Consider the following 26940-nt stretch of genomic DNA (forward strand, 5'->3'; position numbering starts at 1 on the left):
CCTCCTATTCTAAATCAGCACGATCACCCATCGTGTAGCCTGATTCCTCTGAAAGCTCAAAGGTATCTTTGATGCCGTCTGTAACGTACACTTTATCTTCTTTTGTGATAAAGATCGCATCGGTCCCCTTTTCGGTATGCTGTTCGATATAAGCCAAGCCTTCTTTGACCCCTTTATCAAACGCCACCGTAGTCAACCCGTCACCATCGATGGATTTGTCGGTGATCACAGTCACACTTGCTACATCGCTATCGTAAGGATAGCCAGTCTCAGAATCAAAAATATGGTGATACGTTTTGCCGTCTACTTCTAAGTAGCGTTCGTAGATTCCTGAAGTAACCACTGTTTTATTGGTTTCTTTGATACTACCGATAATCGAGCCGCGAGATTTGTTCGGGTCTTGGATTCCGACATTCCATGGCTCATCTGTGCCGCGGTTACTATGACCTAACACATAGACATTCCCGCCCAAATCGACGATCGCGGAAGTCACGCCATTGTCCTTCAACACTTTGACGACTTCGTCCGTGATATAGCCTTTAGCGATCGCCCCAAGGTCAAGGATCATGTCCTTGTCTTTTAAATAAACGGTTTGATCTTCATCGTTAAACTCGACTTGTTCATAATTGATATGTTTCAATGCTTCATCGATCTCAGATTGCTCTGGCTTGCGGGCATCATCAAAGCCGATTCGCCATAATTGAGTGATGGCACCGATGGCCATATTAAAGCCGCCTTCTGATTTCACACTGTAATCGTAAGCTTCTTTTAACAAATAATAGATGTCATCCGAAACCTTTACCGGCTTGATGCCAGCTTGCGCATTGATCTCATCGATCTCTGACCCTGCTTGGTTGATGGTGATTTTATCGCCTAACTCTCTGATGCGGTCAAAGGCCGGCTTCATGGCGTCCTCTTTGCCTTCATCATAAATGCGAATCCGAGTATAAGTGCCTAATAAAAATTCTTCTTGAAAATATGGTTCTTCTCGCAGCGTCGTTGCTTCCTGATCACTGCCACAAGCTGCCAACATTGTGCCTAAAAAAACAAACATCAGAAAAAACGTTACTTTCTTTTTCATGATTTTCCTCTTTTCTATTGTCTTCAACCTTCATATAATAGCCTTTTTTTAGCAGAATGAAAAGGGGCATTCCGTGATTTCTCAAGGTATTTTAGGAATCCTTAATCGATGCTTTCCATCATTAAAGAACCCATTTCTTTTTAAAAAAAGTACTCACCAGATTGCTTTTTTTTGCACGAACTTTTCCCCTCTCATGGCTGCCCACGAAAAAAAGACAGCACTCAAAGCGAATGCTGTCCTCTTAATGGAAAGAAGTTGTGATTATTCAGTAACGAAGTTATCGACTTCAATGGTTGTTTGGTCACCTTTTTCAGCTGCATTCAACAATTGTTGTGCATAGATAACAAAGCTGTGGAAGCTGTGGGTTGCACCAGAAACAACGTCCATATCAGCAACAGAACCATCTTCAGCATTGACTGCAGAAACAAAAGCTTCATTGAAGTTTGGAATGAATTCTTCTGGACTTGTACCAGATTTAGCTTCCATGTTTTCGTTGTATGATGCATCATCTTTTTTCGACTCGCCGGCTTCGTTTAGGTAGTCGTAGTTTGATTCAGCGATTTTGCCGTCAGCCACAGTCATTGAGAAGACCACGCGGTAACCGTTTGAGTAGTTCTTTTCTTCTAATGTATAGGTTCCGTCTTGCAAGTCTGCACCGTTGTCGATTTCAATGGTATCCGTGTTGCCTGCTTGCGCCGCTTGGATCAATTGTTGTGCATAGTTTTGGAAGGAATCAAAGGAATGAGTCGCGCCAGAAACTACTTCGATTGAAGAAGGGCTTTGTGCGGCAACTAATTCTTCATTGAATTTAGGAATAAATTCTTCTGGGCTGATGCCTGCTTTTTCTTTCATCGTTTCATTGTATTCAGTGTTTTCTGTTTTTGATTCGCCATCAGCATTCACGTTGTCATATTTTGATTCAACGATTTTGCCGTCTTTGACTGTGATCTCAAATGTGACACGGTAGTCGTTTTTATAGTTCTTTTCTTCTAAACGATACGTCCCATCTTGCATTGGCTCGCCCGCAACAACGGTTGCTTCCGTGCTTTCTGTTGATGCTGAATCGCTTGCAGAAGTTTGTGATGTACTTTCACTAGTTGACGAAGAAGCTGTGTTATTGTCATCTGCTCCGCAACCCCCTAACAACATTGCTGAGAATGAAAATACCGCCATACCTACAATCAATTTCTTTGCTTTCATAATTATCCACCTTTTACTTGTTTATTTTCCCCACAAAAAAGTTTGTGATACATCTAACATTGTAAAGTAAATTTACGATATGTCAACCGCTTCCTTTCCGCTTTTTTACGGAAAAAGGACTTATTTTTTGATTTTCGCAAGTTTTCACGAATTTCAGGAAATATGCGTTTTTTTCATCAGAATCGTTAGACAAATGAACCATTTGTCTATATAATAGGAACGATTGTGTAATTATTATCATAGATTATTTTTATTAAGGAGAGATTTGCAATGGCAAAGAAAAACATTGTCGTTGTCGGTGCCGGTTATGCAGGCGTTTCTGCTACGAAGTACATGGCAAAGAAATTGAAAAAAGACAATGATGTTGAGATAACATTGATCGACCGTCACTCTTATCATACGATGATGACTGAACTGCATGAAGTCGCTGGAGGACGTGTAGAACCTACCGCAATTCAATATGACTTGCAGCGCTTGTTCTCACGCAAGAAAAATGTTCGTTTAGTAACCGATACAGTAACTGGGATCGATAAAGAAAATAAAACCGTCCAAACAAAATTAGGTAGCTATTCATTTGACTACTTGATTTTAGGGATGGGTGGCGAACCGAATGACTTCGGTACACCTGGTGTTAAAGAAAATGGCTTTACTTTATGGTCATTTGACGATGCTGTCCGCATTCGCGAACACATTGAAAAAACTGTCGCAAAAGCAGCGATCGAACCAGATGCAGCATTACGCAAAGCAATGTTGACCTTTGTCGTTTGTGGTTCTGGGTTTACTGGGATCGAAATGATCGGTGAACTGATCGATTGGAAAGATCGTTTAGCTTCCGATTATAAATTGGACCCAAGTGAAATCAGCTTGAAAGTCGTTGAAGCAATGCCAACGATCTTGAACATGCTTGATCGTAACGATGCAGCCAAAGCAGAACGCTACTTGAAGAAAAACAATGTTGATCTTGTCTTGAATGCACCAATCGTTGAAGTGGCACCTGACCACATCAAACTAAAAGATGGTTCAACGATCCCAACCCACACATTGATCTGGACTGCCGGTGTCAAAGGAACTAGCGATGCTGCTGATTTCGGTTTAGAAACAGCCCGTGGTTTCCGTCTAGTTGCCAATGAGTACATGGAAGCAAAAGGCTACGAAGACAAAAACATCTATATTATTGGTGACTTGGTTTACTTCGAAGAATTCCCGAATACACCAACACCACAAATCGTGCAAGCAGCTGAACAAACAGGTCACACTGCAGCAACGAACATCGTTTCAGCCATCAAAGGCGGCGAAAAACATAAATTCAAAGGAAACTACCAAGGATTTATGGTTTCGATCGGTGCCAAATGGGGCGTGGCGAACTTATTCAATAAGATTCACCTGAGCGGTTTCTTAGCGATCATTATGAAACACATCGTTAACTTGAAATACTTCTTTGATATTCGTTCTGGTTACTACATGTTCCAATACTTGATGCATGAAATCTTCCACATCAAAGATGACCGGACAGTCGCTCGTGGTCACACGTCTCGTTACGGTAACGTCTTGTGGAGTGTTCCGCTTCGTATTTTCTATGGTCTTGTCTGGTTCGTTGAAGCCTTCAAGAAAATTTTAGGTACGAATGGGGAAGTCTTCAAACCTGGTACTTGGTTCGGTGAAGGTTCTTGGTTCCAAGGCAACAGCGTATTCCCTTGGACTTGGGAATATCAAACAGTCGCTGATGCAGCAAGTGGTGCTAGTGAAGCAGCCGATGCAGCAAGTGCCGCTAGTGGCGCCGGTGAAGCAGCCGATGCAGCGACACAAGCCGCACACTTTGGTTTGAGCTATGCTTACGGTGAACAACCAATGATCGTGATCGAAAAATCACCTGACTGGTTCACAAAAGTTATGCAATTTATTATGCCAAACAACGACGTTGCAATGTTCTTCCAAAAATTCATGGTCTTCTTTGAAATTGCTTTAGCTCTTGCATTGATGGCTGGTCTCTTCACTTGGTTAGTGAACGCAACGACCATCGTTTTAGTGTTGACTTTCTGTATGTCTGGTATGTTCTACTGGGTAAACATCTGGTTCATTCCAGTTGCGTTTGCCTTGATGAACGGTTCAGGACGCGCAGTCGGTTTAGATCGTTGGGTAATCCCATGGTTGCAACGTACCCTTGGAAAATGGTGGTACGGTACCCCTCGCTCCTTATATGGCAATAAATAAGCCAGCAAAATAGAATACCTGTACGACTTCATGAGACTAAGACATTCTGATTTTCAATCAGTGTCTTGGTCTCTTTCCAAGTACAGAACTTTTTCTTGATCGTCCTTGCACAGAAATCGGTGGATTATTGAGGATTCAGCTAGTAGAATCTTGTCTTCTTATGCTAGAATGAGACACATCACATGAAAGAACAGGAGTCTTTTTTGATGAAACTAAAAGAATTTATCCGCGATGCCCATTTAAAACCATGGGATGGCGTCATCATACTTGTTTTGATCCTCAGCTCTTTTTTACCGATTTTTATTTTTGGCCAGACGCAAACGGCTGAGAAAGAAGCCGTCTTGCGGGTCGATGGGACAGAAATCAAACGTTTTGACTTAATTGAAGGTCAAAAAACGTACACCTATCTTTATGAAGATGAAGACGGGGATACCAATTTACTGGAGATCGAAGGCGATCGGATCCGAATCAAGGAAGCTGATTGCGGCGACCAGATTTGTGTGCGCCGTGGCTGGGCCAGTAAAAATGGGGAAACCATTGTCTGTCTACCTCATAAATTGGTGATCGAAATCCAAGCCGCAGATGGGAGTGAGACCGACGATCTAATCTATTGATCGTTTGCTTATGAGTCGATTACAACGAATAATTTTCATCTCACTGCTGGTCGCCCAAGGGGTCGTGATTGGTTTAGTTGAAAATATGATCCCTTATCCATTTGCCTTTGCGCCTGGTGCGAAACTAGGTTTGGCAAATTTAATTACCATTATTGCTTTGTTCACCATGCCGAAAAAAGACAGTTTTCTCTTGATTTGGCTAAGACTGATTTTAACGACGTTACTAGGAGGAACGGTTTCGACCTTCTTATATAGTATGAGTGGTTCCTTACTGAGCTACTTTGGGATGTCTTTGGTGAAACAGTTGGGGCCTAAGCGTGTCAGTATCATCGGCATTAGTGCGGCTGGCGGTTTCTTGCACAACGTCGGACAGTTGATCACCGCCTCATGGATCGCTCAATCCTGGAGCGTGATGCTCTACTTGCCGGTCCTGTCTTTCTTTGGGATCTTGTCCGGGATCGCTATCGGGATCGCCGCCAACTACTTGCTGCGTCGTGTTGAAACACTGCGCCGTTTTCAAATTGATTATGAACGCCAGACCAAAGTCAAATGGCGCTCGGATTCAGAATAAAGGAGTTAATTATGAAACTTCATTCCATGTGGCAAGAGTATCCAGCACTGCAAGCTGACTTATCTGCCTCCTTGCAATTGATGGAAAAATCATTAAAACTAAAAAACAAAGAGGTCGAACAAGCGATCCTGTCCATGATCCATTCAGGTGGGAAACTGCTGCGTCCTGCTTATCAGCTGCTCTTTTCTGCTTATGGCAGCGACAAAGATCGCGAAAAAGCCGTCGCATTGGCGGCCTCGATCGAAATGCTCCACACTGCCTCGTTGATCCACGACGATATCGTCGATCATGCGGACACCCGCCGCAAGCTGCCGACCATTCGTTCCGAATTTGGCAACGATGTCGCTGTCTATGCTGGTGATTACCTCTTTGTCTGCTGCTTTAAATTGATGTCGGATTATGCCAGCTCCATGAAAAGCTTGCAGATGAATTCCCGTAGTATGGAAAAAATCCTGGCCGGCGAATTAGGACAAATGAGCAAACGATACGATTTGTCCGTCACTGTCGAGGATTACTTAGAAAACATTCGCGGCAAAACCGCTGAGTTGTTTGCTTTAAGCTGCTTCATCGGGGCTTACGAAAGCGGCACCTCCTTGCGCTTTGCCAATCAAGCCCGTGAGATCGGTGAAGCCATTGGCCTTGCCTTTCAAATCATGGATGACGTCTTAGATTACAGCCAAGATGCGGCTGCTTTAGGAAAACCAGTATTGGAAGATGTTCGGCAAGGCGTCTATTCCCTGCCGCTGTTGATGGCATTGAAAAGTGACCGCCAACAGCTGCTCCCATTGCTGGAAAAACAAGACGCCATGACGGACACCGACACCCACGAAGTCTATCGGATCGTCCAAGAAAGTGCTGGGATCGAGGAAGCCAAGAAACTCGCAGCCGACTATACGAAAAAAGCTTTGCAGGCGATCCAGAAATTACCTGAGACCAAAGATGAAACCAAAACATATCTTTACCAGATCACTGCTCAGATCCTAGGGCGTCAGAACTGATCAAGGATCTAGCAAATGCCTAGCAGCTGGAATCATACTGAAATAAGTCCCCAAGGTTCGATTTTTGATCTACCTTTGGGGGCTTTTTAGTTGATAGCTAGAATTTTATACGCAAAAAAAGCCTCAACGGACAACTCATCTGTCAGTTGAGGTTTTTTTTCTTTTAACGCATCGTCACAAATTCTTCTGACCCCGTCGGATGAATGGCAACGGTTTGATCAAAGTCTGCTTTTGTAGCACCCATTTTGATGGCTACAGCGAAGCCTTGCAGCATTTCATCGACACCGATCCCGATGCCGTGCAGACCGATGATTTTTTCTTCTTTTCCTAAGCACACCAATTTCATCTCACATTTTTGGCGATACTCATTTAAAGCAAAGTACATCGGTGTAAAGCGCGAGCGATACACCTTTATCTGCTCTTGGCCGTATTTTGCCAAGGCTGCTTCTTCGGATAAACCAATCGTGGCAATCGGTGGATGAGTAAAGATGACCGTCGGTACTAAGTTATAATCCAAGTACGCATCGCTTTGACCGTTGAACAAGCGTTCAGACAAGTGACGACCGGCGGCGATCGCAACCGGGGTTAAATCCAATTTTCCGATGACATCGCCCACCGCAAAAATCGAGTCAGCTGTGGTATTTTGATATTTGTCCACAATGATAAACCCTTTTTCATCCAATTGGACATCGGTGTTTTCCAGACCTAACTTATCCGTATTCGGCACGCGACCACCAGCAAAAAGGACGCAATCGCCGGTCAAGGTTTCGCCATTTTCAAAGTGAACGAGATACTCGTCACCTTCTTTAATGATACGAGAGGCAACGTAGCCTGCATAAGTTTCGATTCCTGATTCTTGGTACATCTCCACGAGATTATCCGCAAGCATCTTGTCAAAGGTTCGTAATGGCCGCTCTTTGCGGTACGCCCAAGCCACTTGGCTGCCCAGCTGTTGGCTGACACCGCTGATTTCGGCTGCGATGTAGCCTGCCCCTAAGACGACCATACGCTTTGGTGCTTCTCGCAACGCAAAAAAACCATTCGAGTCAATGGCGTACTCACCGCCGGGAATATTCATCGCGCTAGGTTTTCCACCGGTGGCAATCAAAATGTTTGCTGCATGGTAGTTTTCCCCATTGACGGCAACCGTGTGGTTATCCACAAACTGTGCATAACCGTGGATAACTTCTACATTGTTACTGTCTAAGCCTTTTTGATAGGCTGTGTGTAAAAAATCAATGTATTTTTCACGGTTGTCCACAAGCTCAGTAAAATTAAATTTATCCACATGTGGATAAATGCCGTAGCTAGTTACGTCCCGTTTGATCATTTCTAACATCTCACTAGCTTGCCACATGACTTTTTTCGGTACACAACCGACATTGACACAGGTGCCGCCTAATTCATTGCCTTCGATCAATAATACTTTGGCGCCGTGCATCCCTGCCCGATTGGCTGAGGCGATTCCGCCGCTGCCGCCACCAATTACTATGTAGTCGTATGTTTCCATATTTGTTGTTTCCTCCTTAAGATTGTCTATGTTCTCATCGATCCTTTTTGGCTGGATTGATTCAACAAAAAAAGCCGAGAGAAACTCTCGACCTTATTTTTTCTTCCGAATCATGTCTCCGACTTCCACCGGTTCTTTGACCGGCATCGTCAACAGCATCATAGGATTTGGTGCACGATCGATGGATTCACCGTCTTCATTATACATGACTTCGACGGTTTGGTGAAAGTGATGGAATCCGGGACCGTAAAATTCGATTTCATCGCCAACGGAAAAGTGGTTCCGTTGCCGAATCGTAGCTGTTTTTGTTGCCGGATCATACGCCATGACTTCCCCAATAAATTTGTATTGCGGAATTTTCCGACGCGGACCAAACAACTGCTCATTTTCACTTGGGGTATCGTAGTAAAAGCCTGAGGCAAGCTCTCGCTGCGCAACTTTCCACAGTTCATCGATCCATTCTTGTTTGCAGACATAGTTCTCTGGATCGGCCATGTAACTGTCCACGGCTGCTTTATAAACGTTCGCCACGGTTGAAACATAGTGGATCGATTTCATGCGGCCTTCGATTTTGAAACTATCCACGCCGTTTTCAATCAAATCCGGGATATGTTCGATCATCGACATATCCACAGCACTCATGGAAAACTCTTCTTCCACTGTCCCGTTTTTAGTCAAACTGTTTCGTTCCGTTGCAAAGGGCATGTCAAACAGATCATATTTCCAGCGGCAAGATTGCGAACAGCCGCCGCGATTGGCGTCTCGCATCGACATATGATTGGACAAAGTACAACGGCCAGAATACGAAATACACATGGCGCCATGAATAAAGGCTTCGATCTCCACGCTAGTATTTTTGCGGATCTCAGCGACTTCCTCCATCGACACTTCTCGGGCAAGAACGACCCGTTCTAGACCTTCTTCCCGCCAAAATTCCAATGTTTCATAGTTCGTGGCACTGGCTTGGGTGGACAAATGGATCGGTAGACCTGGCGCTTCTGTTGCGCAGATCTGGATCAAAGCGGGATCAGAAACGATCACTGCCGAAATACCGACATCTCGCAATTCCCGAAAGAACTCCCCTGCACCTTCTTGATTGCCCTCATGAGTCACCATGTTGGCTGCTACATAGACTTTTGCGTTGTGGGCTTTGGCAAAAGCTACCCCTTCCGCCATTTCTTCATAGGTAAAGTTTCCCGCGCGACTCCGTAGGCCATAGGCATTGCCGCCGATATAGACAGCGTCAGCGCCATAGTGGATCGCTGTTTTTAATTTTTCTAACGTACCAGCTGGTGCTAACACTTCTGGTCGTTTCAATGCTTGTTTAACGGTCATTTGTTCTTGCTCCTTACTTGATATCGTCAGGATCGATGGCATAAAATCCAGTGTCTAACCCACGTTCTGCCGGATGAAGTTGGGCAACTTGTTCACTGAGCACAGCAGCTTGCTCTGCTTGCCACTCCCCACTTTCTACAAGGGTCTTGGCTTGGGCAAACAGTTTAGCAATTGCCACAAAGGCTGCCCCTCGTGTATAGATTCCGTCCAACTTCCAGGTTTGAAAGCCTGTTTCGGCTAATTCCGCCAGCTGCAGCATCAAATTAATGTCGTTATTGGCAAAAATGTGCGTACCGTGGCTATCTTCATAAATGGAATAGTGGGTTTCTTCTTTTTTCGGTTCGGATAAAAACAACCCACGATCGTGGTTCTTTTCTTCCGATTGTTGGGTATAGTTATAATAATTTTGTAAAAGCGGACGCTTCGATTGGTGAATGCAGGTCGCACCATAAACCAATACTTCCACAGGAATATTTAGTTGCGGGGCCATGATTTTCATTTCCTCGAAAGGAACTTCTCGCGCTAAAACGGCTGCCCTTGCCCCTTTTTGTCCCCAAAAATTGATTTGACGAGCGCTTGTTACTAAGGTTTCCCCTGCATAGATAAATGGCAAGGCACATTCTGGATTTTGCTTCATGCGGTAAATGATCCCAGGATCTCCGAGAGCGATTTGATCGGCTTGATTGGTCTTCAGAAATGCTAGGTATTCTGGAATCAGCTTCATTTTTTCTGGGTGCATGATGCCATTGACCGCGATCGTCACTTTCTTTCCAGCTTCGTGGGCCATGTCGATCAGTCTGATTTGCTCTTCACGAGAAAAAGAGGCCGGTAGGCGCAGCCCAAATGTCTCTTCTCCAAAAAACAATGTATCAACATAAGGGATCAGCTGCTGTGCTTGCTCGATCGATTCCACCGTGGCGATAATCTCAACCATAATACTCCTCCTTTTTTCAACTCATTCATAGTATCACACAGCAGGATTCTTTCCAAGAGGTCTCGTTACTCTTTTTTTCACGAATAGCGCTTTTCTCATTAATCAATCGTTGTCATAAAGCTATTTAGAAGGATATTTTTTTGTGAATCATCAATCATAATCAGTGGAGAATTCTTGATCACTACTAGACATAACAAGACAAAAAAGCGGCGTTCCTATGGATGCCGATTGCTCGACCATAGAAACGCCACTGCCGTTATTGGCTCGACTTAAACTTGTTGCAAGACCCGTGCTTGTCCCTCTTTGACATTGAGGGTGATCGATCCTTTGGAAGCACCGATCGTCACTTTGTCACCTAAATGAATTTGTCCTGATAGGAGTGCTTCACTTAAACGGTCTTCGACTTCTTTTTGCAATGCTCGACGAATCGGCCGTGCCCCATATTCTGGATCAAAACCAGCTTTACCGATCACATCAATGGCAGATGGCGTGATCTTCAATTGGATGTCTTGGTTGCCTAATCGTTTGATGATCGCTTTGCTCATGATCTTCACGATCTCGTGGATCTCCCCTTCACCTAAGGATTGGAAGACCACTGTTTCATCCACACGGTTCAAGAACTCTGGACGGAAGGCTTTTTTCAGCTCTTCTAAGATCCGTTTTTGCATCGCTTGGTGATCTTTCGTTAAATCAGTGACATTAAACCCAACGCTTTTTTCTTCGCGGATTTGTTGGGCACCGATATTAGAGGTCATGATCAAAATCGTGTTGCGGAAATCGACCTTCCGACCTTTGGCATCCGTCAAATGACCATCATCTAGCACTTGCAAGAGGATATTGAAGACATCGGGATGGGCTTTTTCCACCTCGTCCAATAAGATGACGGAGTATGGTTTTGAACGGATTTTTTCCGTCAATTGCCCACCTTCATCGTAGCCGACATAGCCTGGCGGTGAACCGATCAAACGGCTCGTGCTGTATTTTTCCATAAATTCGGACATATCGACACGAACCAAGGCATCTTCACTACCAAACATCGCTTCTGCTAAGGCTTTGGCAAGCTCGGTTTTCCCGACACCGGTCGGGCCTAAGAACATGAAGGAACCAATTGGACGGTTCGGATCTTTCAACCCACTGCGGGCGCGGCGGATCGAACGAGCGACTGCCTTGACTGCTTCTTCTTGGCCAACTACCCGTTGATGCAAGATCTTTTCAAGATCCAACAAGCGTTCGCTTTCTTTTTTCTCCATCTGCTGCAAAGGTACGCCGGTCCATTGGGAAACGACCGTGGCAACATCTTCTGCAGTAACACTATCGGCATAGCCTGATGCTTCTTTGACTTCCATAAACGCTACTTCCGTCAGCTGTTGGGTCAATTTCTTTTCCTTGATCCGTAAACGAGCTGCTGCTTCAAAATCTTGCTGACGAATAGCGGCTTCTTTTTCTTCGATCAAGTTGGCGATCTCGTTTTGCAGATCTGCCAATTCTGAACTTTCATCGGTTTTGTCTAAACGCACTTTGGCAGCTGATTCATCCATCAAATCGATGGCTTTATCTGGTAATTGGCGCGAATTGATGTAACGCACGGACAGTTGCACAGCGGCGTGTAACGCATCATCAGAAATTTCCACCCCATGATGTTCTTCATAACGAGGACGCAAGCCCCGTAAAATTTCTTCCGCTTCTTCTGGTGTCGGTTCGTCAACTTGCACCCGGGCAAAACGGCGTTCTAATGCAGAATCTTTTTCAATGTATTTTTGGTACTCATCTAGTGTCGTGGCACCGATGGTTTGCAATTCCCCACGGGCTAAGGCTGGTTTCAGAATATTCGAGGCATCAATCGCCCCTTCTGCTCCGCCGGCCCCAATCAGTGTATGCAATTCATCAATGAATAAGATGATTTGACCATCTTGATAGATCTCATCAATGATTTTTTTCATTCGGTCTTCAAATTCGCCCCGGTATTTCGTTCCGGCAACTAAAGCCCCCATGTCCAGCATCATCAAACGCTTGTTTTGCATGTCTTCTGGGACTTCCCCATTGATGATTTTTTGGGCTAAGCCTTCGGCGATCGCGGTTTTCCCAACACCAGGTTCCCCCACGAGAACAGGGTTGTTTTTGGTCCGACGGCTAAGGATCTGGATCAGGCGTTTGACTTCTTTGGCACGACCGACAACAGGATCCAACCGTTTTTCACGGGCTAATTTGGTCAAATCACGGGCTAAGGAATCCAAGGTTGGTGTTCCTTGCTGCGCTTTGGCTTGGGCTGGACGACGACGACCAGCACTTCCGTTGGTTTTGCTTTCATTGAAGCCCATTTTTTTCTTCAAAAGCTGACGCATTTTCGCGAGACTCAAGCCGAGATTCAGCATGATTCGTGAAGCCAAAATGTCTTCGTCTCTTAATAAGCCTAATAATAGATGTTCGGTACCAATCTGCGGTGCCCCTAAACGCTTGGCTTCATCCCCTGCATAAGCAAATGTATGTTTTGCTCGTGGTGAATACGCGAGATAGGCATTTTCTGGGTATTGACGAACGGTGCCGTACCCTGTTAAATGTTCGATTTCTTCACGAATATCGTTTTCTGTGATATTCATTTCCCGTAACGTTTTGCCGGCGATCCCGTTTTGTTCAATGACCAGTGCCAATAGAATATGTTCAGAACCTACCGCTTGGTGCTTAAAGTATTTTGCTTCTTCTTGGGCGATAGCCAAAACGGCTTTCGCGCGTTGGGTGAATAATTCATCCATCTCTTTCACTTCCTGTCTTCGTAACTTAATCGTTCTAGAATTGCATGGAGCAAATCAGCTCGTGTTCTATTTTCATAAGGAGAACGTCCTAGAACTGCTTTCGCGATGACGGTCAATAATAAGTTGCCTTCTCGCTTGGACAGGATTCCTTCCTCATAAAGTTTCTGGATTATTGCATACGCATCTTTTTCCGAGATGGTTTCATCGAATAGTTGATTCATTTCTTTTAAGTAGTGGTGGCTGTCCGTGATTTTGACTTTTTCAATCCGAATATAGCCGCCCCCGCCGCGTTTGCTTTCAACCGCATAGCCTCTTTGAACGGTGAAGCGGGTATTGATCACGTAGTTTATTTGTGAGGGCACGCAGTTGAACAAATTTGCCATTTCCGCGCGACGAATCTCAATGGTTTCACTATCTTCAAGAATTTTCTTCAAATATGCTTCAATCAAATCGGAAGTATTGTGATGACTCAATTCATTCCCTCCCTTGACTAATTCTGACCTTCATTATACCCAATTTTTGAATCCTTGGAAAGATGTACGCTTGCACAAATGGCAGGACTAAAGGAAATTTTAAAGACACCTGTGCCTCACTATAAGGTTTAGAAACAAAAACAAGCAGCTGGACGGGGAACAAAAAGAGAATTCTTTGGTCCCCGAAGGCTGCTTGGTTAAAGTATTTGGTTTTAGCTAGTTTCTAATCACTTTCTGAGCTACTTTCACTCGTAGCGCTTGAATCAGAGGAATCATCTGAACTACTGCTTGGCGTCGATGAGGACGAATCATCTGGTTCAGGTCCTCTAGAGATCGTGACCGTTACAGTAGAGCCAACTTCGACGGAGGTTCCGGCACCTGGAGAGACACGGACAACATGTCCAGCTGGTACCGAGTCATTATAGCCGTCCTCTTCCTCAAAAGTTGAGTCCAATCCCGCTTCATTCAAGTCTGCTTCTGCATCGGCTTGGCTTTTCCCAACGATTCTTGGTACATTGACCATTTCCTGCCCACTGCTGACCGTCAAAGTGATGGTCGTTTGGGAAGTCACCACCGTTTCACCTGTTGCGGGTGCTTGGGCGATGATCGTGCCTGATGGTTGACTGCTAGATTGATAGTTCACTTCGATCTGTGATCGGTCGACACCACGAGAAGTCAATGCTGCTCGTGCATCTGCCTCTGTCATGCCATAATAGTTGTCCATTGCGAAGCTATCTGGTCCGGAGCTGACCTTAAAGGTGATTTCGTCTTCTGCTGGGGAAACTTCCCGCCCTGCTGCTGGTGATTGACTGATAATATCCCCTTCATCGACATCATCTGACGACTCTAGCTCTTCTTTGATTCTGTCTTCATCAAAGCCCAAATCGATCAACTCTTTTTTGACATCATCAAAGGAGCGACCTTCATAGTCATCAAGGGTGATTTTCTTGGTTCCGCTACTGATGTAGAGGGTCACGACGGAATTCTTTTTGACTTCATTGCCTTCTGGCGGATCGGTCTTGACGACATTGCCTGCTTCGACTTCATCGTCTTCGATTTCTTCTACCTCGTCTGCCACTTGTAAGCCAGCGGCTTCCAGTTCGGCCCGGGCGGCCGCTTCTGTCTGGCCGTTGACTTCAGGAATCGCTACATCCCCCCGACCACCGCCGAATAGGAAGTAACTGCCTATGCCTAGCAGTGCGATCACCATAATGACCGGCAGCAGCAGCCAGCGTTTGCGTTTTTTCTTTTTTGGTTTCGCTGATTCTTCGGCTTGATCCGCAGCCGTTTCTGCCACGGGTTCTTCCACTGGCGGCGTTTCAACTTGGGCTGCTTCTACAGGGGTCAGCACTCTCGTTTCATCCATCAAGGCATGAGGTTCCCATCTCGGTTCATTGAGTCGATCAGGTGACAATACAGTATCAAGATCCGCTCGCATTTCATCGGCAGTTTTGTACCGATCCGCCGGTTCTTTGGCGGTCGCCTTCAATACGACGTTTTCCAGCGATTGCGGAACATTTTTGTCATAGATCCGAATCGAAGGGATCTCATCTTGGAAATGTTTCAAGGCGATCGTTACGGCTGATTCGCCATCAAAAGGTACTTTGCCGGTTAAAATTTCATAGAGAATGATCCCAATCGCATAAATATCTGATTGATTGGTCGCCATACTGCCTCGTGCTTGTTCTGGTGAAAGATAATGCACCGAGCCTAGCATCGAGTTAGTTTGGGTGATCGATGTTTCTGATAGGGCGATCGCGATCCCAAAATCGGTGATTTTCACCACGCCGTCTTCATTGATCAGCACATTCTGGGGCTTGAGGTCCCGGTGAATGATGCGGTGTTGATGGGCCAGCGCTACCGCTGATAAGATTTGTTGGATGATATCAACGATCTGCAAATAAGGTACTGGATAGTGCGTTTGGATATAGCGCTTGAGATCCATCCCTTTGACATATTCCATCACCAAAAACTGCATGCCGTCTTCTTCGCCGACATCATAAACGGTTACGATGTTGGGATGAACCAGCTCAGTCGCCGCCAATGCTTCTCGTTGAAAGCGCCGAATCGCACTTTGGTCGTTTTGGAAGTCAAAACGAAGCACTTTGATTGCCACTTCACGGTCTAAGATCAAGTCATGCGCCAAAAACACATTTGCCATTCCGCCGCTGCCGATATTGCCGATGATTTTGTATCGGCCGTTTATCTTCTTCCCAATTTCGATCATGGGCGCTCTCCTCCAACTTTAATCAATAATACCGTGATATTGTCGACACCGCCGCGTTCGTTGGCTTGATCGATCAATGATTGCACTGCTTCTTCCAGCACAGGGGTTTCTTGGATCGTTGCTGTGATCTCTTCATCTGAGACCATGTTGGTCAATCCGTCTGAACACAGCAGCAAATAATCCCCGTCTGCAATAAAGTGGATCGCCACATCGACTTCGACTTCGCTTGGCATGCCGATCGATCGGGTCAAAACGTTTTTGCGAGGATGATTCAAGGCCATTTCTGCTGTGATTTGTCCTGACTTCACCAATTCATTGACCAGTGAATGGTCCTCTGTGATTTGGGTCAGCACTTGATTGCGTAAAAGATAGGCACGGCTGTCCCCGACATTGGCAATCGTAAACTGGTCGCCTAATAAGGCCACAGCAATGATCGTGGTGCCCATGCCGCTAAGTTCTTCTTGTTCTTGTCCTTTTTGGAAAATCACTTGGCTTTCTGCTTGGATTTTTTGGATCAGCCATTGGGCAGTTTTTTCACTGTCTGTCAGCTCTGTCTGTTCCCAAGCGGTGCCGATCTCACTGACTGCTTGACGGCTAGCGACATCTCCGGCCCGGTGGCCCCCCATGCCATCGGCAAGCAAGGCCAATGTCACATTGGCTTTATTTACATAGGTTGCTGCAAAATCTTGGTTTGTGTTGCGACGTTTGCCGACATCTGTTTGAAAACGAATCTCCAATTTCTTTCACCTCGTTACTTTTTGCGTAGACAACTGATAAAAAAGCCATCTGTCATAAAATCTTGCGGATAGATCGTCAACATATCCTCTTGAACAGCTTCGGCTGCCAGCGGTCCTACCGCAAGAGGCATTTGCTCAAATTCAGGATGGTCAGCGAGAAACGCTGCCACGACTTGTTGATTTTCTTCCTCTAGAATCGTACATGTGCTGTAGACCATTATACCCGATTTTTTCAAGGTTGGGGCGGCACTTTCCAAAATCTCTCGCTGAATCCGCGGCAAGCGTTGGAAATCGGCCTCCGTCTTGCTGTATTTGATGTCCGGCTTACGGCGCATCAACCCTAATCCAGAACAAGGGGCATCCACTAAGATGCGATCAAATTGTTCGGGGGCAAAGGTCTGAGCCGTCTCTCGGGCATCCATCACGCGGGTTTCCACAACTGCTTCTACGCCTAAACGTTGGGCATTTTGCTGAATCAGCTTAACTTTATGGGCATGGATATCCAGTGCTGTCACTTTGCCGCCCTCTGCGGCAGACAAGAAGGCAGCGATATGGGTCGTTTTGCCTCCTGGTGCGGCGCACGCATCCAATACTTGATGGTCCCGGGCTACTTGTAAAACGGGGGCAACCAGCATCGAACTTTCATCTTGGATCGTCAGTAAGCCTTCTTTGTAGAGGGAAGAGCCCGCCATAAAGCCTTTGTCAGCCACAACCCCATAGGGGGAAAGCTCACTTGGTCGTGCGTCAATGCCTTCTTCTTGCAGCCGTTCGATCGCTGCTGCTTGCGAGATGCGCTGCAGATCGATACGACCACTGGCATGATTGGGTTCAAATAGGGCATAGCCTAGCTCACTGGTTTCTTCGATCCCAATTTGTTTGACTAGTTTCTTCGTTAGCCATAAGGGCAGGCTGATTTCCGTTGCTAAACGTTCCATTGGGTCTTTAATCAATGCCAAGTCTGGCACTCCTTGTCGTTGGATCGTGCGCAGCACGCCATTGACGAATTTACCAGTCCCCGGATTGCCTTTGGCTTTCGCAACATCCACGGCTTCATGAATGATGGCATGGGCGGGTACTTTATCGAGATACAGCATCTGATACAAGGAAAGCCGCAGCAGCGTTTTGACCCACGGGTCGACTTTGCGGGCATTTTTAATAAACCGGTCCAAATAATAATCCAATAAAAGCTGACGACTGATGGTGCCGTACACCAATTCAGTCAGTAAGCGACCGTCCTTGTCATTTAAACGCCCTTGATTCATCAATTCCCGCAGCAGTAGATTGGAATAAGCACCGCCTTTTTCGATTCGCAACAACGCTTCTAGTGCCACAAAACGCACTGTATATTGTATGTCTCCAAGATTACGCTTCATAGGTACCTACCTGATCCCCTTTTTGAATCTGTTGTCCACTGCCGTTTAAGAATGCGGCAATGTCTTGTCGGCCTTTTCCAGCTGGCTGCAATTCATCAATAGCCAATACCGTGCCTTCCCCACAAGCGATCAGCAACGTTTTTTTCGTCCGTTCAATGATCGTTCCTGGCTGGGCTGTCGTCGTTTGCTCCAGCGGTGTTACTTGCCAAAGCTTCCAGCGGTTGCCGTTTTGTGTCGTAAAGGCGATCGGCCATGGCCGCATGCCTCGGACTTGGGCATCGATTTGCACCGCCGTTTTCTGCCAGTCAATGGCTTCTTGTTCACGGCTGATATTCGGCGAGAAGGTGACTTTCGCTTCTTCTTGCGGAACCGGCTGCAACTCTCCTGACAAGATTTTCGGCAGGGTTTCCAGCAGCAAGTCTTTGCCTAATAGGCTCAACTTATCAAACATCGTCCCCACATCATCTTGTGCCGTGATCGGCAAACGAGCTTGAGCAAAAATACCGCCAGCATCCATTTTTTTGATCATTTCCATGATGGTTACACCCGTTTCTTGCTCGCCTTCCATGATGGCATAATGCACAGGTGCTCCGCCACGGTATTTCGGTAGTAAGGACGCATGAACGTTGATAGCGCCATACTTCGGTACTTCTAGTAAAGCACTAGGTAAAAATTGTCCGAAAGCTGCCGTGATCAGCAGATCAGGTGCTAAAGCTTGAATCTGCTCCATTTCTGGTGACCCACTGATTTTTTCTGGTTGTAAAACCAACAAGCCATGCTTCAACGCCGCTTCTTTGACGGGTGTCGGAGTGATGGTTTTTTTGCGACCGACGGGACGATCCGGCTGTGTCACGACTGCTGCCACTTCATAGCCGGCTTCAAGCAAGCCTTCTAAAATTGGGACGGAAAACGCCGGGGTACCCATAAAGACGATTTTAGTCATTTTCATGTTCCTCCATATACTTTTCTAAGTCTTCTTCAGGAATGCGTTCGACGAGCTTGTCGACAAACAGCACGCCATTTAAATGATCGATCTCATGCTGCATCGCACGCGCCAAGTAACCGAATGCTTCCACTTCCATTTCTTCTCCTTCTCGATCGAAATAGCGGACAGTGATCTCGTCTGCTCGTTTGACGGTCCCAAAGGTGTGGGGAATACTCAAGCAGCCTTCCACATCAAGGGATTCACCAGAAGAAGCGATGATCTCAGGGTTGATCATTTCAAAGCGATCGTCTTCTTCGACTTCCACGATCGCCACTTGCAGGTTTTTGCCGACTTGCGGTGCGGCAATACCGATCCCGTCATGGGCGACCATCGTTTCATAAAGGTCGTCTAGTAGCTGAACGAGTTCATCGGTAATTACTTTGACGGGTTTTGCTTGCCGACGAAGACGTTCATCGGGGGTGATAATAATAGGATAACGCATATTTTCTCCTCTAAATAAAATTCAACGGCTCTTGGTCAATCGATACGTACAATCCTTTGCGCTGATCGATTTGACTTTGATCCAACAGACGGGTCAACAAAGCAGGTAGCTGCGGTTCATTTTTGTATTTAATGATCAATTGGTAGTAATAACGGTTTTTCACCCGCAAAATCGCACTTGGTGCCGGACCCAACAAAATACTGCGCGGTGACAGCTCCTGCTGCAGATCCCGCGCGATCGCAAACATCTTCTGAGCGGCGACTTGCTCTTCGGGATGGCTGCAGGTGATTTTGACGGTGAAATAATACGGTGGATAACCGCTTTGGTGCCGCATCCACATCTCTTTTTGATAGAAATCTTCGTAGTCTTGCGACTGCGCCAACTGGATGGCATAGTGCTCAGGGTTGAATGTTTGGATCACCACTTCGCCGGTTTTTTCCGCCCGACCTGCCCGACCACTGACCTGAGTCAGCAGCTGGAACGTCCGTTCACTCGAACGAAAATCTGGCAAGTTCAAGGCCGTATCGGCATTCAAGACCCCTACCAGCGTGATATCAGGAAAATCCAAGCCTTTGGCGATCATTTGAGTCCCTAACAAAATATCCGCTTTTTTCTCCCCAAACAAGGTCAAGATTTTTTCGTGGGCGCCTTTTTTGCGGGTGGTATCGACATCCATCCGTAAAACCCGCGCTTCGGGAAACAGTTCCTTCAACTCTTCTTCCACTTTTTGCGTGCCCGTTCCGTAATAACGAATCTTGTCTGCATTACAGTTGGGGCAACGATGGGGGATGTGTTCTTCATGTCCGCAATAATGACAGCGCATCGTTTTGGTATCCATATGGAGCGTCAAGGAGATGTCGCAATTTGGGCAAGGCAAAACATACCCACAATCGCGGCACATCACGAAGGAAGAGTAGCCGCGCCGATTCAGTAGCAAGACGATCTGTTCTTTCCGGGCCAAGCGGTCTGTGATTTTTTCCTGTAACGGACGAGAAAAGGTTTGATACTTTTTGTTGGCAAATTCGGTACGCATATCCACGACTTCGATCTGCGGTAATTGCGCACTGGTTTTTGCCCGTTGATTCAATTTCAATAGGCGGTAGACTTCTTTTTGCGCCCGGGCACGAGACTCCAATGACGGCGTCGCACTGCCTAACACCACTGGACAGTGATGGTACTGGCTGCGCCAAATCGCTAAATCTCTCGCATGGTAACGAGGGGCTTCATCTTGCTTGTAGGAAGCTTCGTGCTCCTCATCGACGATGATGACCCCGATGTTTTTCAACGGAGCAAAAATCGCCGAGCGGGCGCCAACCACCACCTGCGCCTCCCCACGTTCGATCTTACGCCATTCATCGTATTTTTCACCTTGGGACAAGCCGCTGTGTAAAACAGCCACTGCGTCGCCGAGACGGCTTTTAAAGCGTTCGACCATTTGCGGGGTCAAAGCGATCTCCGGTACGAGCATGATCGCGGTTTTGCCTTGTTTCAGCAATTGGGCGATCGCTTGCAGATAGACTTCTGTTTTTCCACTGCCGGTGATCCCTTCCAGTAAAAAAGTCTGCGCCTCTTGGTTATCCGCACAAGCAGTGATTTGCGCTACTGCAGCTGCCTGTTCTTCATTTAATTCAAGGGGGACCGTTTTTTGAAATTGACGGTCTTTGTAAGGATCACGGTAGGCTTCAACTTCCGTAAAGGTCAGCCAGCCAGCTTCTTGTGCTTGGTTCAAAGCCGCGGTGGAAATCCCTTGTTCGGTAAAAAAGGAAACCGGCAAGCGGGCTTCCTCTGTCAAAATCTGTAAGATTTCCAGCTTGCGTTTGGCCCCTTTGCGCAGCTGTTGCTGGACGGCGGGGATTTCTGCTGGCTCGATCCTACGTTCAATATAACGGGTCATTTTCGCTTTGTTTTTATTTTTCACGAGGTACTGCAGTTCAACTACTGCGGCTTCCCGCAAAGGCTTCAACTGCGGCAGCAGCCCTGCACTTTCGGCGGCTTGCCAGCTGAGGATGCCGTCTTCGGGAAAATATTCTTTGATGGGATGATTTCCTTCGAGTAAAACGATCTGCTTTTGGTACTCGGCTTTCATCACACTAGGCAGCATCGTCTGCAAGCAAGTAATCTTAAAGGCAAAGGTCGTTTCCTTCATGTAGTCGGCTAATTGGAGAAGTTCTTCATTGACGACAGGCGACAAATCCAACAAACGAACGATTGGTTTTAAGGTCTGTTGCGGTTCGGCAACTTCTGAAAGCCCGACGACGAACCCTTGGATATGGCGGTCGCCTTTGCCAAATGGCACTTCGACCCGCATTCCTGTCTCAATGGCGGCTTGTAATTCTGATGGGATCAGATAAGTAAAAGGCTGATCGGTCTGCATCGTGGGAACATCCACGATCACTTCTGCTATGTACGCCATCTCTTCTCCTCCTTTTAGGTTCTATTTTACTAAATGGGCTGGGGTTTGTCTGTACCCCTTACAAAAATTTAACCATCGCCATTCAAAAGAAAAAGCCAGAACACAGGCGTGCTCTAGCTTGCTTTTGTCTATAGCTTTTGTTCGTCGCGGATACGCGCTTCTAATTCTTTTTGTTCTTGGTCTTTTTGCGCTTTGCGCTCTTCTTGTTCCATTTTCAAACGGGCCCGTTTGATTTCCGGATGCGGATCATTAACGACTAATTCCGCTTCGATTTCTTCAAGCGCTTGACCCACGCTTTTCACTGAATCAAAGTTTTCTAATGTTGCTTGCGCACCGGCATCAAGTTCATGCGCCCGTTTGCTTGCTAAGATCACTAATGAATATTTTGAGTTGACACGATCCAACAAAGAATCGATTGAAGGTTTTAACATCATATTTCTTACAGCTCCTCTAACATTTTGATATAGGTTCCGATCACTCGGTCAACGCGAAAATGTTCACTCGAAATAATTTCGCGAATTCGTTGGACTGCCTTAGGTACTTCATCATTGACAACGGCATAATCATACAAAGCCATCATTTCGATTTCTTCACGGGCGACACGCATCCGTTCATCGATCACTTCGGCAGAGTCGGTTCCTCTTCCTGTAATACGAGAGCGTAATTCTGCCAGATCAGGTGGCGTCAGAAAAATAAACACACCATCGGGAACTTTGTCTTTTACTTGTTTTGCCCCTTGCACTTCGATCTCTAAAAATACATCTTTTCCTTGATCCAGTGTTTGTTGGACATAAGATAATGGGGTGCCATAATAATTGCCGACATATTCGGCGTATTCCAGCATTTCACCGGCTTCGATCAAGGCTTCAAATTCTTCCCGCGTGCGGAAATAGTAATCGACCCCTTCCACTTCCCCCTCGCGTTTTTGACGAGTGGTCATTGAAACGGAATATTGAAAATCGTTGTCGTCACTCTCAAAAATTGCTTTGCGCACGGTCCCTTTCCCTACTCCGGAAGGTCCTGATAAAACTATAAGTAATCCTCGCTCTGACATAATGACGTCCTTTCACTGACATTTGCTTAACGTCTATTTTGCACTTTTTTTCAGCAACTTTCAAGAACTACTTTATTATAATGGGAATTTCATGAAATTGCTAGTCTACACTTCGGCTGCTTTCTTAAAAGCCCATGTTGCTTAAGGTATTGATGACCCCTGCTAATTCGTCTTTGGCAGTGATCGCTTTTTCGGTCGGATCCGTCACTTCTTGGCAATCGATACGTACGATGTACCGACGATTTAAAGAAACAGCTACGCCATCAACTAGTAGATGAAGAAAATCCGGCTCGATGGCTACGCAGGCATCTTCCCACGCAGAGAAATTCTCTTTATCAGAGGGAATACTGCGCTTGATGACATTTTTTCCGCTCAGTTCGTGAAAGGTGATATCGTAATATTTCATTGGTTCATTCCTCCTACTCGATGTTTTGAACTTGTTCTCTGATTTTCTCAATGATCGTCTTCATTTGGACGACACTGTTTTTGATTTGGATCGGACTTGATTTTGAGCCAATCGTATTGACTTCTCGGTTCATCTCTTGGATCAAGAAATCCAGCTCTCGACCTATCGGCGTCTCAGCTGCCAGCAGCTCCGTCATCGTCGTTAAATGGATACTTAAACGATCCAGTTCTTCGTGGATATCGCCGCGTTCTAATAAAATCGCCAACTCTGTCAGTAAACGATCGCGATCGACTTCTTCCCCTAAATAAGCAGTCAGTTTCTTTTCAAAGCGTTCTTGGTAGTCCGCCTCATAGAGGGCCACGAATTGTTTGAGTTCTGTCAGCTTTTCCTGCAGCTGTCGCTGGTTTTCTTGTAAGATCTGCAGAATGCCTTGCCCTTCCACCCAGCGGCTTTGGTCGATCGCTGCCAACGCTTGGTCTAATGCTTCCATCACGCCATCGGCTAAGGTGCTTTCTTCTGGCTCTTGATCAGAGATCGTTAGAAAAGCCTCATGGAGCAGGAATTGTTCCAGCAATGCTGCTTTTGGCAGCTCTGTCAGGTCAAAACGGGCGTTGGCTTCGGTATCGATCTCCTGCATGAAACGTTCCAGCAGGTCCCATTGGATCTCGATCTGTTTCGTATTTGCGGTTTTTTCTTTTAACGTCACATACAATTCGATTCGCCCCCGCTGGAGGGTCTGCTTGATCGACTGCCGTAAAGCACCTTCTAGAGGATTCAATTGTTTGGGCATTCGCAGCTGCAGGTCCAAAAAGCGCTGATTGACACTTTTGATCTCAATTTCGATCTGCACATCTGGCGTTTCTGCACTGCCTTTGCCAAAACCAGTCATACTTTTCATTTGATCACTCCTCACCGTTTTGCTTTCTTACATGGAAAGCAGGGCTTTTTTAAGTTCTGCAAATTCTTCATTGGATAAGGTCACGCCTTTGCCCATCTTCTCGTGCTCTGGGCCCCAATCTCTCAGATCAAATTTTGGCGGACGCCCATTCCAGCTCACCAAATTCAATTCTTTGCGCCAGCCTCTTTGATTTTCCGAAAGCACGGCGATCTCTTCAACGATTTCATACGAAAATTTATCCATTTTCTACTCCTTTCAAAAGATAGTGACTATACGCTGCCATTAAAGCAGTCAGCGGGTAACGCCGACGAATCTGCTGAAGGGCGGGCAGATTCAATTGCTGCGTCCGATAAAAAAAGAAAAAGCGGTTTTGCTCGGACAAGACAAAAAAACGGTCGCGATAATAGCTCAGCCACTCGGTGATCGACCAGGCATCGGCTTCTTCCACTGCCTTTAGCGCAATTTTTTCAGCTAAAGCCGTTAGCATCGTTTCCTGCTCATAAATCACCGTAGGCGCTAGATACAATACTTTCGCGGTACACTCTATCAGTATACGCCCCCACTGCTCAAATGGCACATCCTGTTGATAGAATTTACGCATTTTTTTCCAAAATTCTTTTTTCTTTAGTTCCTGATAAAGCAACGGGTCTGTCTGGCGTAGCTCTTTCAAAAAGCCCCGCCATAACGGCTGAAAATCAACCGTCTTTTCAAAGGTATACCAATGGCCTTGGTATTTGCCGAACACTTTCAAGGTTTCCAAATAGCCCAAGGTCATATTATCCAGCGAACGCTGGGCATCAAAAACCAAAAAGCTGCCTAAGGACCAAGGAGACCCTAACGAAAGTTGCGCAGTTTCTTCCGTCAAAACCGTCCTTTTATTGATGCCGGGTCCTTGGACATCCACGGTGATACATTCCGTTGCCCCCTGCTGTAGAGCGACATCGATGGGCAGGTTGTTGCGATAGCCGCCATCGATGTAATAGGCGTCATTAATTTTTTGCGCCTGCATCGCTGGATAAAATGAGGCGGATGCCAATAACCAATGCAGGTTTTCTTCTACTGCTGATGGATCAAAGGCATAAACCGTCTCCTTGAAATCTGGCAGACGAGTCGTACAGATTAGCAAATGACAAGCAGTTTGGCTGAATTTTTCTTGATCAAAGGTCTTTTGCAAAAGCTTTGCCAAGGGTTCGGTACTGGCGCCGTTGCTTTTGACCGCTTCACGGACCAGCGAGTTGGCTTGATTCATCAAATCCCGCAGTGTTTGGGCTCGTACCGAAGCAAGCGGATAGTGCAATACTTGCTCGCTGGAGATATTTGCCCATAAATCGACGGCCGCTTCCACATCGTTCATTAAAATCAAGGCACCATTCAAGGCACCGACGGAAGTTCCCGTGATCCATTCAAAGGTGATGCCCCGTTCTTGCAGCGCTTGCCAAACCCCGATTTGATACGCCCCATGAGCACCGCCACCGCCTAAAACCAGCGCCGTCTGATAAGATAGCGCTCTTTGATACCCTTGAGGGACCACCTGATACCCTTGCTGGATAAACCACTCAGCCAAGGGGGCCGATGAGGAAGCTGCCACAAGACGGCTGCTACAAAGCGACTGCGGGCGAAGCTTTCTGTCACGGCCAGCAGTTGTTTCCAAGTAAACTCGGCGGCCGCTTCCACCAGCAGATTGGTGATAGTCAGTGTCTTTTGGTCAAAATCAAACTGCCCGGCAAGGTAAAAGCGGCCATAACGGCTGTCGATCTGCCAGCCCTGCTGCGCCATGTCGGCAAGAAATGCTCGTCGCGCTTTTGAGTGCGACTCAAAAAAGGAAAAGACCAGTCGGCTTTCTTGAAACCCTGCCCTTTGTGCAAGAAAATCGATCGAAGTCAGTTTTTTCACTTTCATCAAGACGCCTCCTTATGCAAAAAAGAATAGACGAATGACACGCCATCTGCCGTACCACTCGAGCTATTCTTTTGATTAAAATGTTCGTTGTGCCATGTTGAATGCTGCCAACATCTCATCCGTTGCTTCGTCGACAGGCGTTACAGATTCCAGATCACCTTGGATCACACGACGGGTGACACCGCCCATTTCCCCACAGGTGATCAGCGTGATCATTTTGCGGCCTTCTACTTCGTCAAGCAAATAAACATCGGTCGGGTCGACCCGCACAGAAGAAGTCGCAGTATACGTGTAAATATTTTCCAGATCGGTCACATAGATAGCCGCCCCGATCGCGACATCATCCAATGGCGTAAACAAAAGCTCTGGCGATTGAGCGCGATGGCTAGCTAACGCGTAATTGCCTTCCCCCATTTTTTGGGTGGGACTTAACGTACCAGCACCATACAGCAAGGCCTCGTTGGCCAAGCCTTTAAAAATCGGCAGATTGATCCCAACACTGGGAACCGCCACGCCGCCGATCACTGGCAAAGCTTTGTTGCTCAGCTGCGCCCGTAAGACTGCTTCTGAACTTGCCGGCTCCACGGCATCAAAATCAAAGGTCGCTTCCGCTTCCATATTTTTTTCGACCTCACTACGATCAATGGTGCCGACTGCGTATGCTTCACCTGTTTGTTTAATAAAATAATTTTTGATTTGATTATTAAAAATCAATGCTAAACCAATCAATAACAGCACAAGCAAAAAGAGATTGCTCAGCCAATTCGAAAGTCTGCTTTTCTTTTTTCTCATAGGTTCTCGTCTCCATTAGTTTCTTCTTTTATCATAC

Annotated in this window: 25 protein-coding genes; 4 read left to right on the forward strand and 21 right to left on the reverse strand. The window is 46.3% G+C overall.

Annotated elements, in window-relative coordinates; genetic code table 11:
- Window positions 1-4 precede the first annotated feature (4 nt).
- Both IGI94_RS15940 and pplA read right to left on the reverse strand, forming a co-directional pair.
- On the reverse strand, window positions 5-1081 hold the full coding sequence (locus IGI94_RS15940; protein WP_074536301.1) for an FAD:protein FMN transferase: 1077 nt from the start codon (window positions 1079-1081) through the stop codon (window positions 5-7).
- 261 nt (window positions 1082-1342) lie between these two features.
- Complete coding sequence (gene pplA, locus IGI94_RS15945; RefSeq protein WP_422708984.1) at window positions 1343-2281, reverse strand: extracellular electron transfer flavoprotein PplA; 939 nt, start codon at window positions 2279-2281, stop codon at window positions 1343-1345.
- A 270-nt stretch (window positions 2282-2551) separates the two neighbouring features.
- On the opposite strand from pplA, the gene IGI94_RS15950 reads away from it, so the two are divergent.
- From IGI94_RS15950 to IGI94_RS15965, 4 genes are all read left to right on the forward strand, one after another.
- Complete coding sequence (locus IGI94_RS15950) at window positions 2552-4492, forward strand: NAD(P)/FAD-dependent oxidoreductase (protein ID WP_005230327.1); 1941 nt, start codon at window positions 2552-2554, stop codon at window positions 4490-4492.
- A gap of 206 nt (window positions 4493-4698) precedes the next feature.
- A complete protein-coding gene (locus IGI94_RS15955) occupies window positions 4699-5106 on the forward strand; it encodes a NusG domain II-containing protein (RefSeq protein WP_422708985.1) in 408 nt (135 codons plus the stop codon).
- Window positions 5107-5116: 10 nt separating this feature from the next.
- Window positions 5117-5677 carry a Gx transporter family protein gene (locus IGI94_RS15960; RefSeq protein WP_005232987.1) on the forward strand — a complete coding sequence of 187 codons (561 nt, stop codon included), beginning with the start codon at window positions 5117-5119 and terminating at the stop codon, window positions 5675-5677.
- An 11-nt stretch (window positions 5678-5688) separates the two neighbouring features.
- Entirely contained in the window at window positions 5689-6675 is a 987-nt protein-coding gene (locus IGI94_RS15965; RefSeq protein WP_422708986.1) for a polyprenyl synthetase family protein, read from the forward strand.
- 163 nt (window positions 6676-6838) lie between these two features.
- On the opposite strand, the gene gor is transcribed toward IGI94_RS15965, so the two are convergent.
- The 19 genes from gor to IGI94_RS16060 all read right to left on the reverse strand — a co-directional run bounded on the left by gor (window position 6839) and on the right by IGI94_RS16060 (window position 26903).
- On the reverse strand, window positions 6839-8185 hold the full coding sequence (gene gor / locus IGI94_RS15970; protein WP_438899959.1) for a glutathione-disulfide reductase: 1347 nt from the start codon (window positions 8183-8185) through the stop codon (window positions 6839-6841).
- A 93-nt stretch (window positions 8186-8278) separates the two neighbouring features.
- Window positions 8279-9520: a peptidase U32 family protein gene (locus IGI94_RS15975; RefSeq protein WP_008381725.1), complete on the reverse strand. Its 1242-nt coding sequence runs from the start codon at window positions 9518-9520 to the stop codon at window positions 8279-8281.
- A gap of 13 nt (window positions 9521-9533) precedes the next feature.
- Window positions 9534-10454, reverse strand: a complete 921-nt coding sequence (locus tag IGI94_RS15980; protein WP_016612060.1) for a peptidase U32 family protein — start codon at window positions 10452-10454, stop codon at window positions 9534-9536.
- Between the two features lie 269 nt (window positions 10455-10723).
- A complete protein-coding gene (locus IGI94_RS15985; protein WP_008381720.1) occupies window positions 10724-13204 on the reverse strand; it encodes an ATP-dependent Clp protease ATP-binding subunit in 2481 nt (826 codons plus the stop codon).
- A gap of 5 nt (window positions 13205-13209) precedes the next feature.
- The gene (locus IGI94_RS15990) at window positions 13210-13677 is read right to left on the reverse strand and encodes a CtsR family transcriptional regulator (RefSeq protein ID WP_005230319.1); all 468 of its coding nucleotides are present in this window, start codon (window positions 13675-13677) and stop codon (window positions 13210-13212) included.
- A 223-nt stretch (window positions 13678-13900) separates the two neighbouring features.
- The gene (gene pknB / locus IGI94_RS15995; RefSeq protein WP_005232981.1) at window positions 13901-15904 is read right to left on the reverse strand and encodes a Stk1 family PASTA domain-containing Ser/Thr kinase; all 2004 of its coding nucleotides are present in this window, start codon (window positions 15902-15904) and stop codon (window positions 13901-13903) included.
- Window positions 15901-16641: a Stp1/IreP family PP2C-type Ser/Thr phosphatase gene (locus IGI94_RS16000; protein ID WP_005230317.1), complete on the reverse strand. Its 741-nt coding sequence runs from the start codon at window positions 16639-16641 to the stop codon at window positions 15901-15903. Before IGI94_RS16000 ends, pknB begins: the two co-directional genes overlap by 4 nt.
- Before the next feature lie 14 nt (window positions 16642-16655).
- Window positions 16656-18014: a 16S rRNA (cytosine(967)-C(5))-methyltransferase RsmB gene (gene rsmB, locus IGI94_RS16005; protein ID WP_422708989.1), complete on the reverse strand. Its 1359-nt coding sequence runs from the start codon at window positions 18012-18014 to the stop codon at window positions 16656-16658.
- Window positions 18004-18957, reverse strand: a complete 954-nt coding sequence (fmt, locus tag IGI94_RS16010; RefSeq protein ID WP_315044188.1) for a methionyl-tRNA formyltransferase — start codon at window positions 18955-18957, stop codon at window positions 18004-18006. Before fmt ends, rsmB begins: the two co-directional genes overlap by 11 nt.
- Window positions 18950-19441: a peptide deformylase gene (gene def / locus IGI94_RS16015; RefSeq protein ID WP_005230314.1), complete on the reverse strand. Its 492-nt coding sequence runs from the start codon at window positions 19439-19441 to the stop codon at window positions 18950-18952. Before def ends, fmt begins: the two co-directional genes overlap by 8 nt.
- A 10-nt stretch (window positions 19442-19451) precedes the next feature.
- Complete coding sequence (priA, locus tag IGI94_RS16020; RefSeq protein ID WP_144330826.1) at window positions 19452-21854, reverse strand: primosomal protein N'; 2403 nt, start codon at window positions 21852-21854, stop codon at window positions 19452-19454.
- A gap of 128 nt (window positions 21855-21982) precedes the next feature.
- On the reverse strand, window positions 21983-22288 hold the full coding sequence (rpoZ, locus tag IGI94_RS16025; protein WP_005232977.1) for a DNA-directed RNA polymerase subunit omega: 306 nt from the start codon (window positions 22286-22288) through the stop codon (window positions 21983-21985).
- 5 nt (window positions 22289-22293) lie between these two features.
- Entirely contained in the window at window positions 22294-22908 is a 615-nt protein-coding gene (gmk, locus tag IGI94_RS16030) for a guanylate kinase (protein WP_005230308.1), read from the reverse strand.
- Between the two features lie 124 nt (window positions 22909-23032).
- Window positions 23033-23314 (reverse strand): hypothetical protein, encoded by a 282-nt coding sequence (locus IGI94_RS16035; protein WP_005230307.1) that lies wholly within the window; start codon window positions 23312-23314, stop codon window positions 23033-23035.
- A 13-nt stretch (window positions 23315-23327) separates the two neighbouring features.
- Complete coding sequence (locus IGI94_RS16040) at window positions 23328-24212, reverse strand: YicC/YloC family endoribonuclease (RefSeq protein WP_061053501.1); 885 nt, start codon at window positions 24210-24212, stop codon at window positions 23328-23330.
- 27 nt (window positions 24213-24239) lie between these two features.
- Window positions 24240-24455, reverse strand: a complete 216-nt coding sequence (locus IGI94_RS16045) for a YdbC family protein (protein WP_005230288.1) — start codon at window positions 24453-24455, stop codon at window positions 24240-24242.
- On the reverse strand, window positions 24448-25800 hold the full coding sequence (locus tag IGI94_RS16050) for a patatin-like phospholipase family protein (RefSeq protein WP_438899961.1): 1353 nt from the start codon (window positions 25798-25800) through the stop codon (window positions 24448-24450). The genes IGI94_RS16045 and IGI94_RS16050 overlap by 8 nt, the downstream gene beginning before the upstream one ends.
- Window positions 25689-26111 (reverse strand): hypothetical protein, encoded by a 423-nt coding sequence (locus IGI94_RS16055; RefSeq protein ID WP_438899962.1) that lies wholly within the window; start codon window positions 26109-26111, stop codon window positions 25689-25691. Before IGI94_RS16055 ends, IGI94_RS16050 begins: the two co-directional genes overlap by 112 nt.
- Window positions 26112-26186: 75 nt before the next feature.
- Window positions 26187-26903, reverse strand: coding sequence for a class A sortase (locus tag IGI94_RS16060; RefSeq protein WP_005232974.1), 717 nt, complete (start codon window positions 26901-26903; stop codon window positions 26187-26189).
- Window positions 26904-26940: the final 37 nt, after the last annotated feature.

It is taken from the genome of Enterococcus sp. AZ149 (assembly GCF_051714285.1).
In the GTDB taxonomy this organism is placed as follows: Bacteria; Bacillota; Bacilli; order Lactobacillales; family Enterococcaceae; genus Enterococcus_D; species Enterococcus_D entomosocium.

Excerpts from the sequence above, each read along its gene's own strand:
- IGI94_RS15985 (WP_008381720.1), bottom strand. The coding sequence starts at position 13,204 with ATGGATGAATTATTCACCCAACGCGCGAAAGCCGTTTTGGCTATCGCC.
- IGI94_RS16040 (WP_061053501.1), bottom strand. The coding sequence starts at position 24,212 with ATGAAAAGTATGACTGGTTTTGGCAAAGGCAGTGCAGAAACGCCAGAT.
- gmk (WP_005230308.1), bottom strand. The coding sequence starts at position 22,908 with ATGTCAGAGCGAGGATTACTTATAGTTTTATCAGGACCTTCCGGAGTA.
- priA (WP_144330826.1), bottom strand. The coding sequence starts at position 21,854 with ATGGCGTACATAGCAGAAGTGATCGTGGATGTTCCCACGATGCAGACC.
- gor (WP_438899959.1), bottom strand. The coding sequence starts at position 8,185 with ATGGAAACATACGACTACATAGTAATTGGTGGCGGCAGCGGCGGAATC.
- IGI94_RS15975 (WP_008381725.1), bottom strand. The coding sequence starts at position 9,520 with ATGACCGTTAAACAAGCATTGAAACGACCAGAAGTGTTAGCACCAGCT.
- IGI94_RS16060 (WP_005232974.1), bottom strand. The coding sequence starts at position 26,903 with ATGAGAAAAAAGAAAAGCAGACTTTCGAATTGGCTGAGCAATCTCTTT.
- pplA (WP_422708984.1), bottom strand. The coding sequence starts at position 2,281 with ATGAAAGCAAAGAAATTGATTGTAGGTATGGCGGTATTTTCATTCTCA.
- IGI94_RS16055 (WP_438899962.1), bottom strand. The coding sequence starts at position 26,111 with ATGAAAGTGAAAAAACTGACTTCGATCGATTTTCTTGCACAAAGGGCA.
- IGI94_RS15965 (WP_422708986.1), top strand. The coding sequence starts at position 5,689 with ATGAAACTTCATTCCATGTGGCAAGAGTATCCAGCACTGCAAGCTGAC.
- IGI94_RS16045 (WP_005230288.1), bottom strand. The coding sequence starts at position 24,455 with ATGGATAAATTTTCGTATGAAATCGTTGAAGAGATCGCCGTGCTTTCG.
- IGI94_RS15960 (WP_005232987.1), top strand. The coding sequence starts at position 5,117 with ATGAGTCGATTACAACGAATAATTTTCATCTCACTGCTGGTCGCCCAA.
- def (WP_005230314.1), bottom strand. The coding sequence starts at position 19,441 with ATGCGTTATCCTATTATTATCACCCCCGATGAACGTCTTCGTCGGCAA.
- pknB (WP_005232981.1), bottom strand. The coding sequence starts at position 15,904 with ATGATCGAAATTGGGAAGAAGATAAACGGCCGATACAAAATCATCGGC.
- IGI94_RS15940 (WP_074536301.1), bottom strand. The coding sequence starts at position 1,081 with ATGAAAAAGAAAGTAACGTTTTTTCTGATGTTTGTTTTTTTAGGCACA.
- fmt (WP_315044188.1), bottom strand. The coding sequence starts at position 18,957 with ATGACTAAAATCGTCTTTATGGGTACCCCGGCGTTTTCCGTCCCAATT.
- IGI94_RS15980 (WP_016612060.1), bottom strand. The coding sequence starts at position 10,454 with ATGGTTGAGATTATCGCCACGGTGGAATCGATCGAGCAAGCACAGCAG.
- rsmB (WP_422708989.1), bottom strand. The coding sequence starts at position 18,014 with ATGAAGCGTAATCTTGGAGACATACAATATACAGTGCGTTTTGTGGCA.
- IGI94_RS15955 (WP_422708985.1), top strand. The coding sequence starts at position 4,699 with ATGAAACTAAAAGAATTTATCCGCGATGCCCATTTAAAACCATGGGAT.
- rpoZ (WP_005232977.1), bottom strand. The coding sequence starts at position 22,288 with ATGATGTTAAAACCTTCAATCGATTCTTTGTTGGATCGTGTCAACTCA.
- IGI94_RS16035 (WP_005230307.1), bottom strand. The coding sequence starts at position 23,314 with ATGAAATATTACGATATCACCTTTCACGAACTGAGCGGAAAAAATGTC.
- IGI94_RS15950 (WP_005230327.1), top strand. The coding sequence starts at position 2,552 with ATGGCAAAGAAAAACATTGTCGTTGTCGGTGCCGGTTATGCAGGCGTT.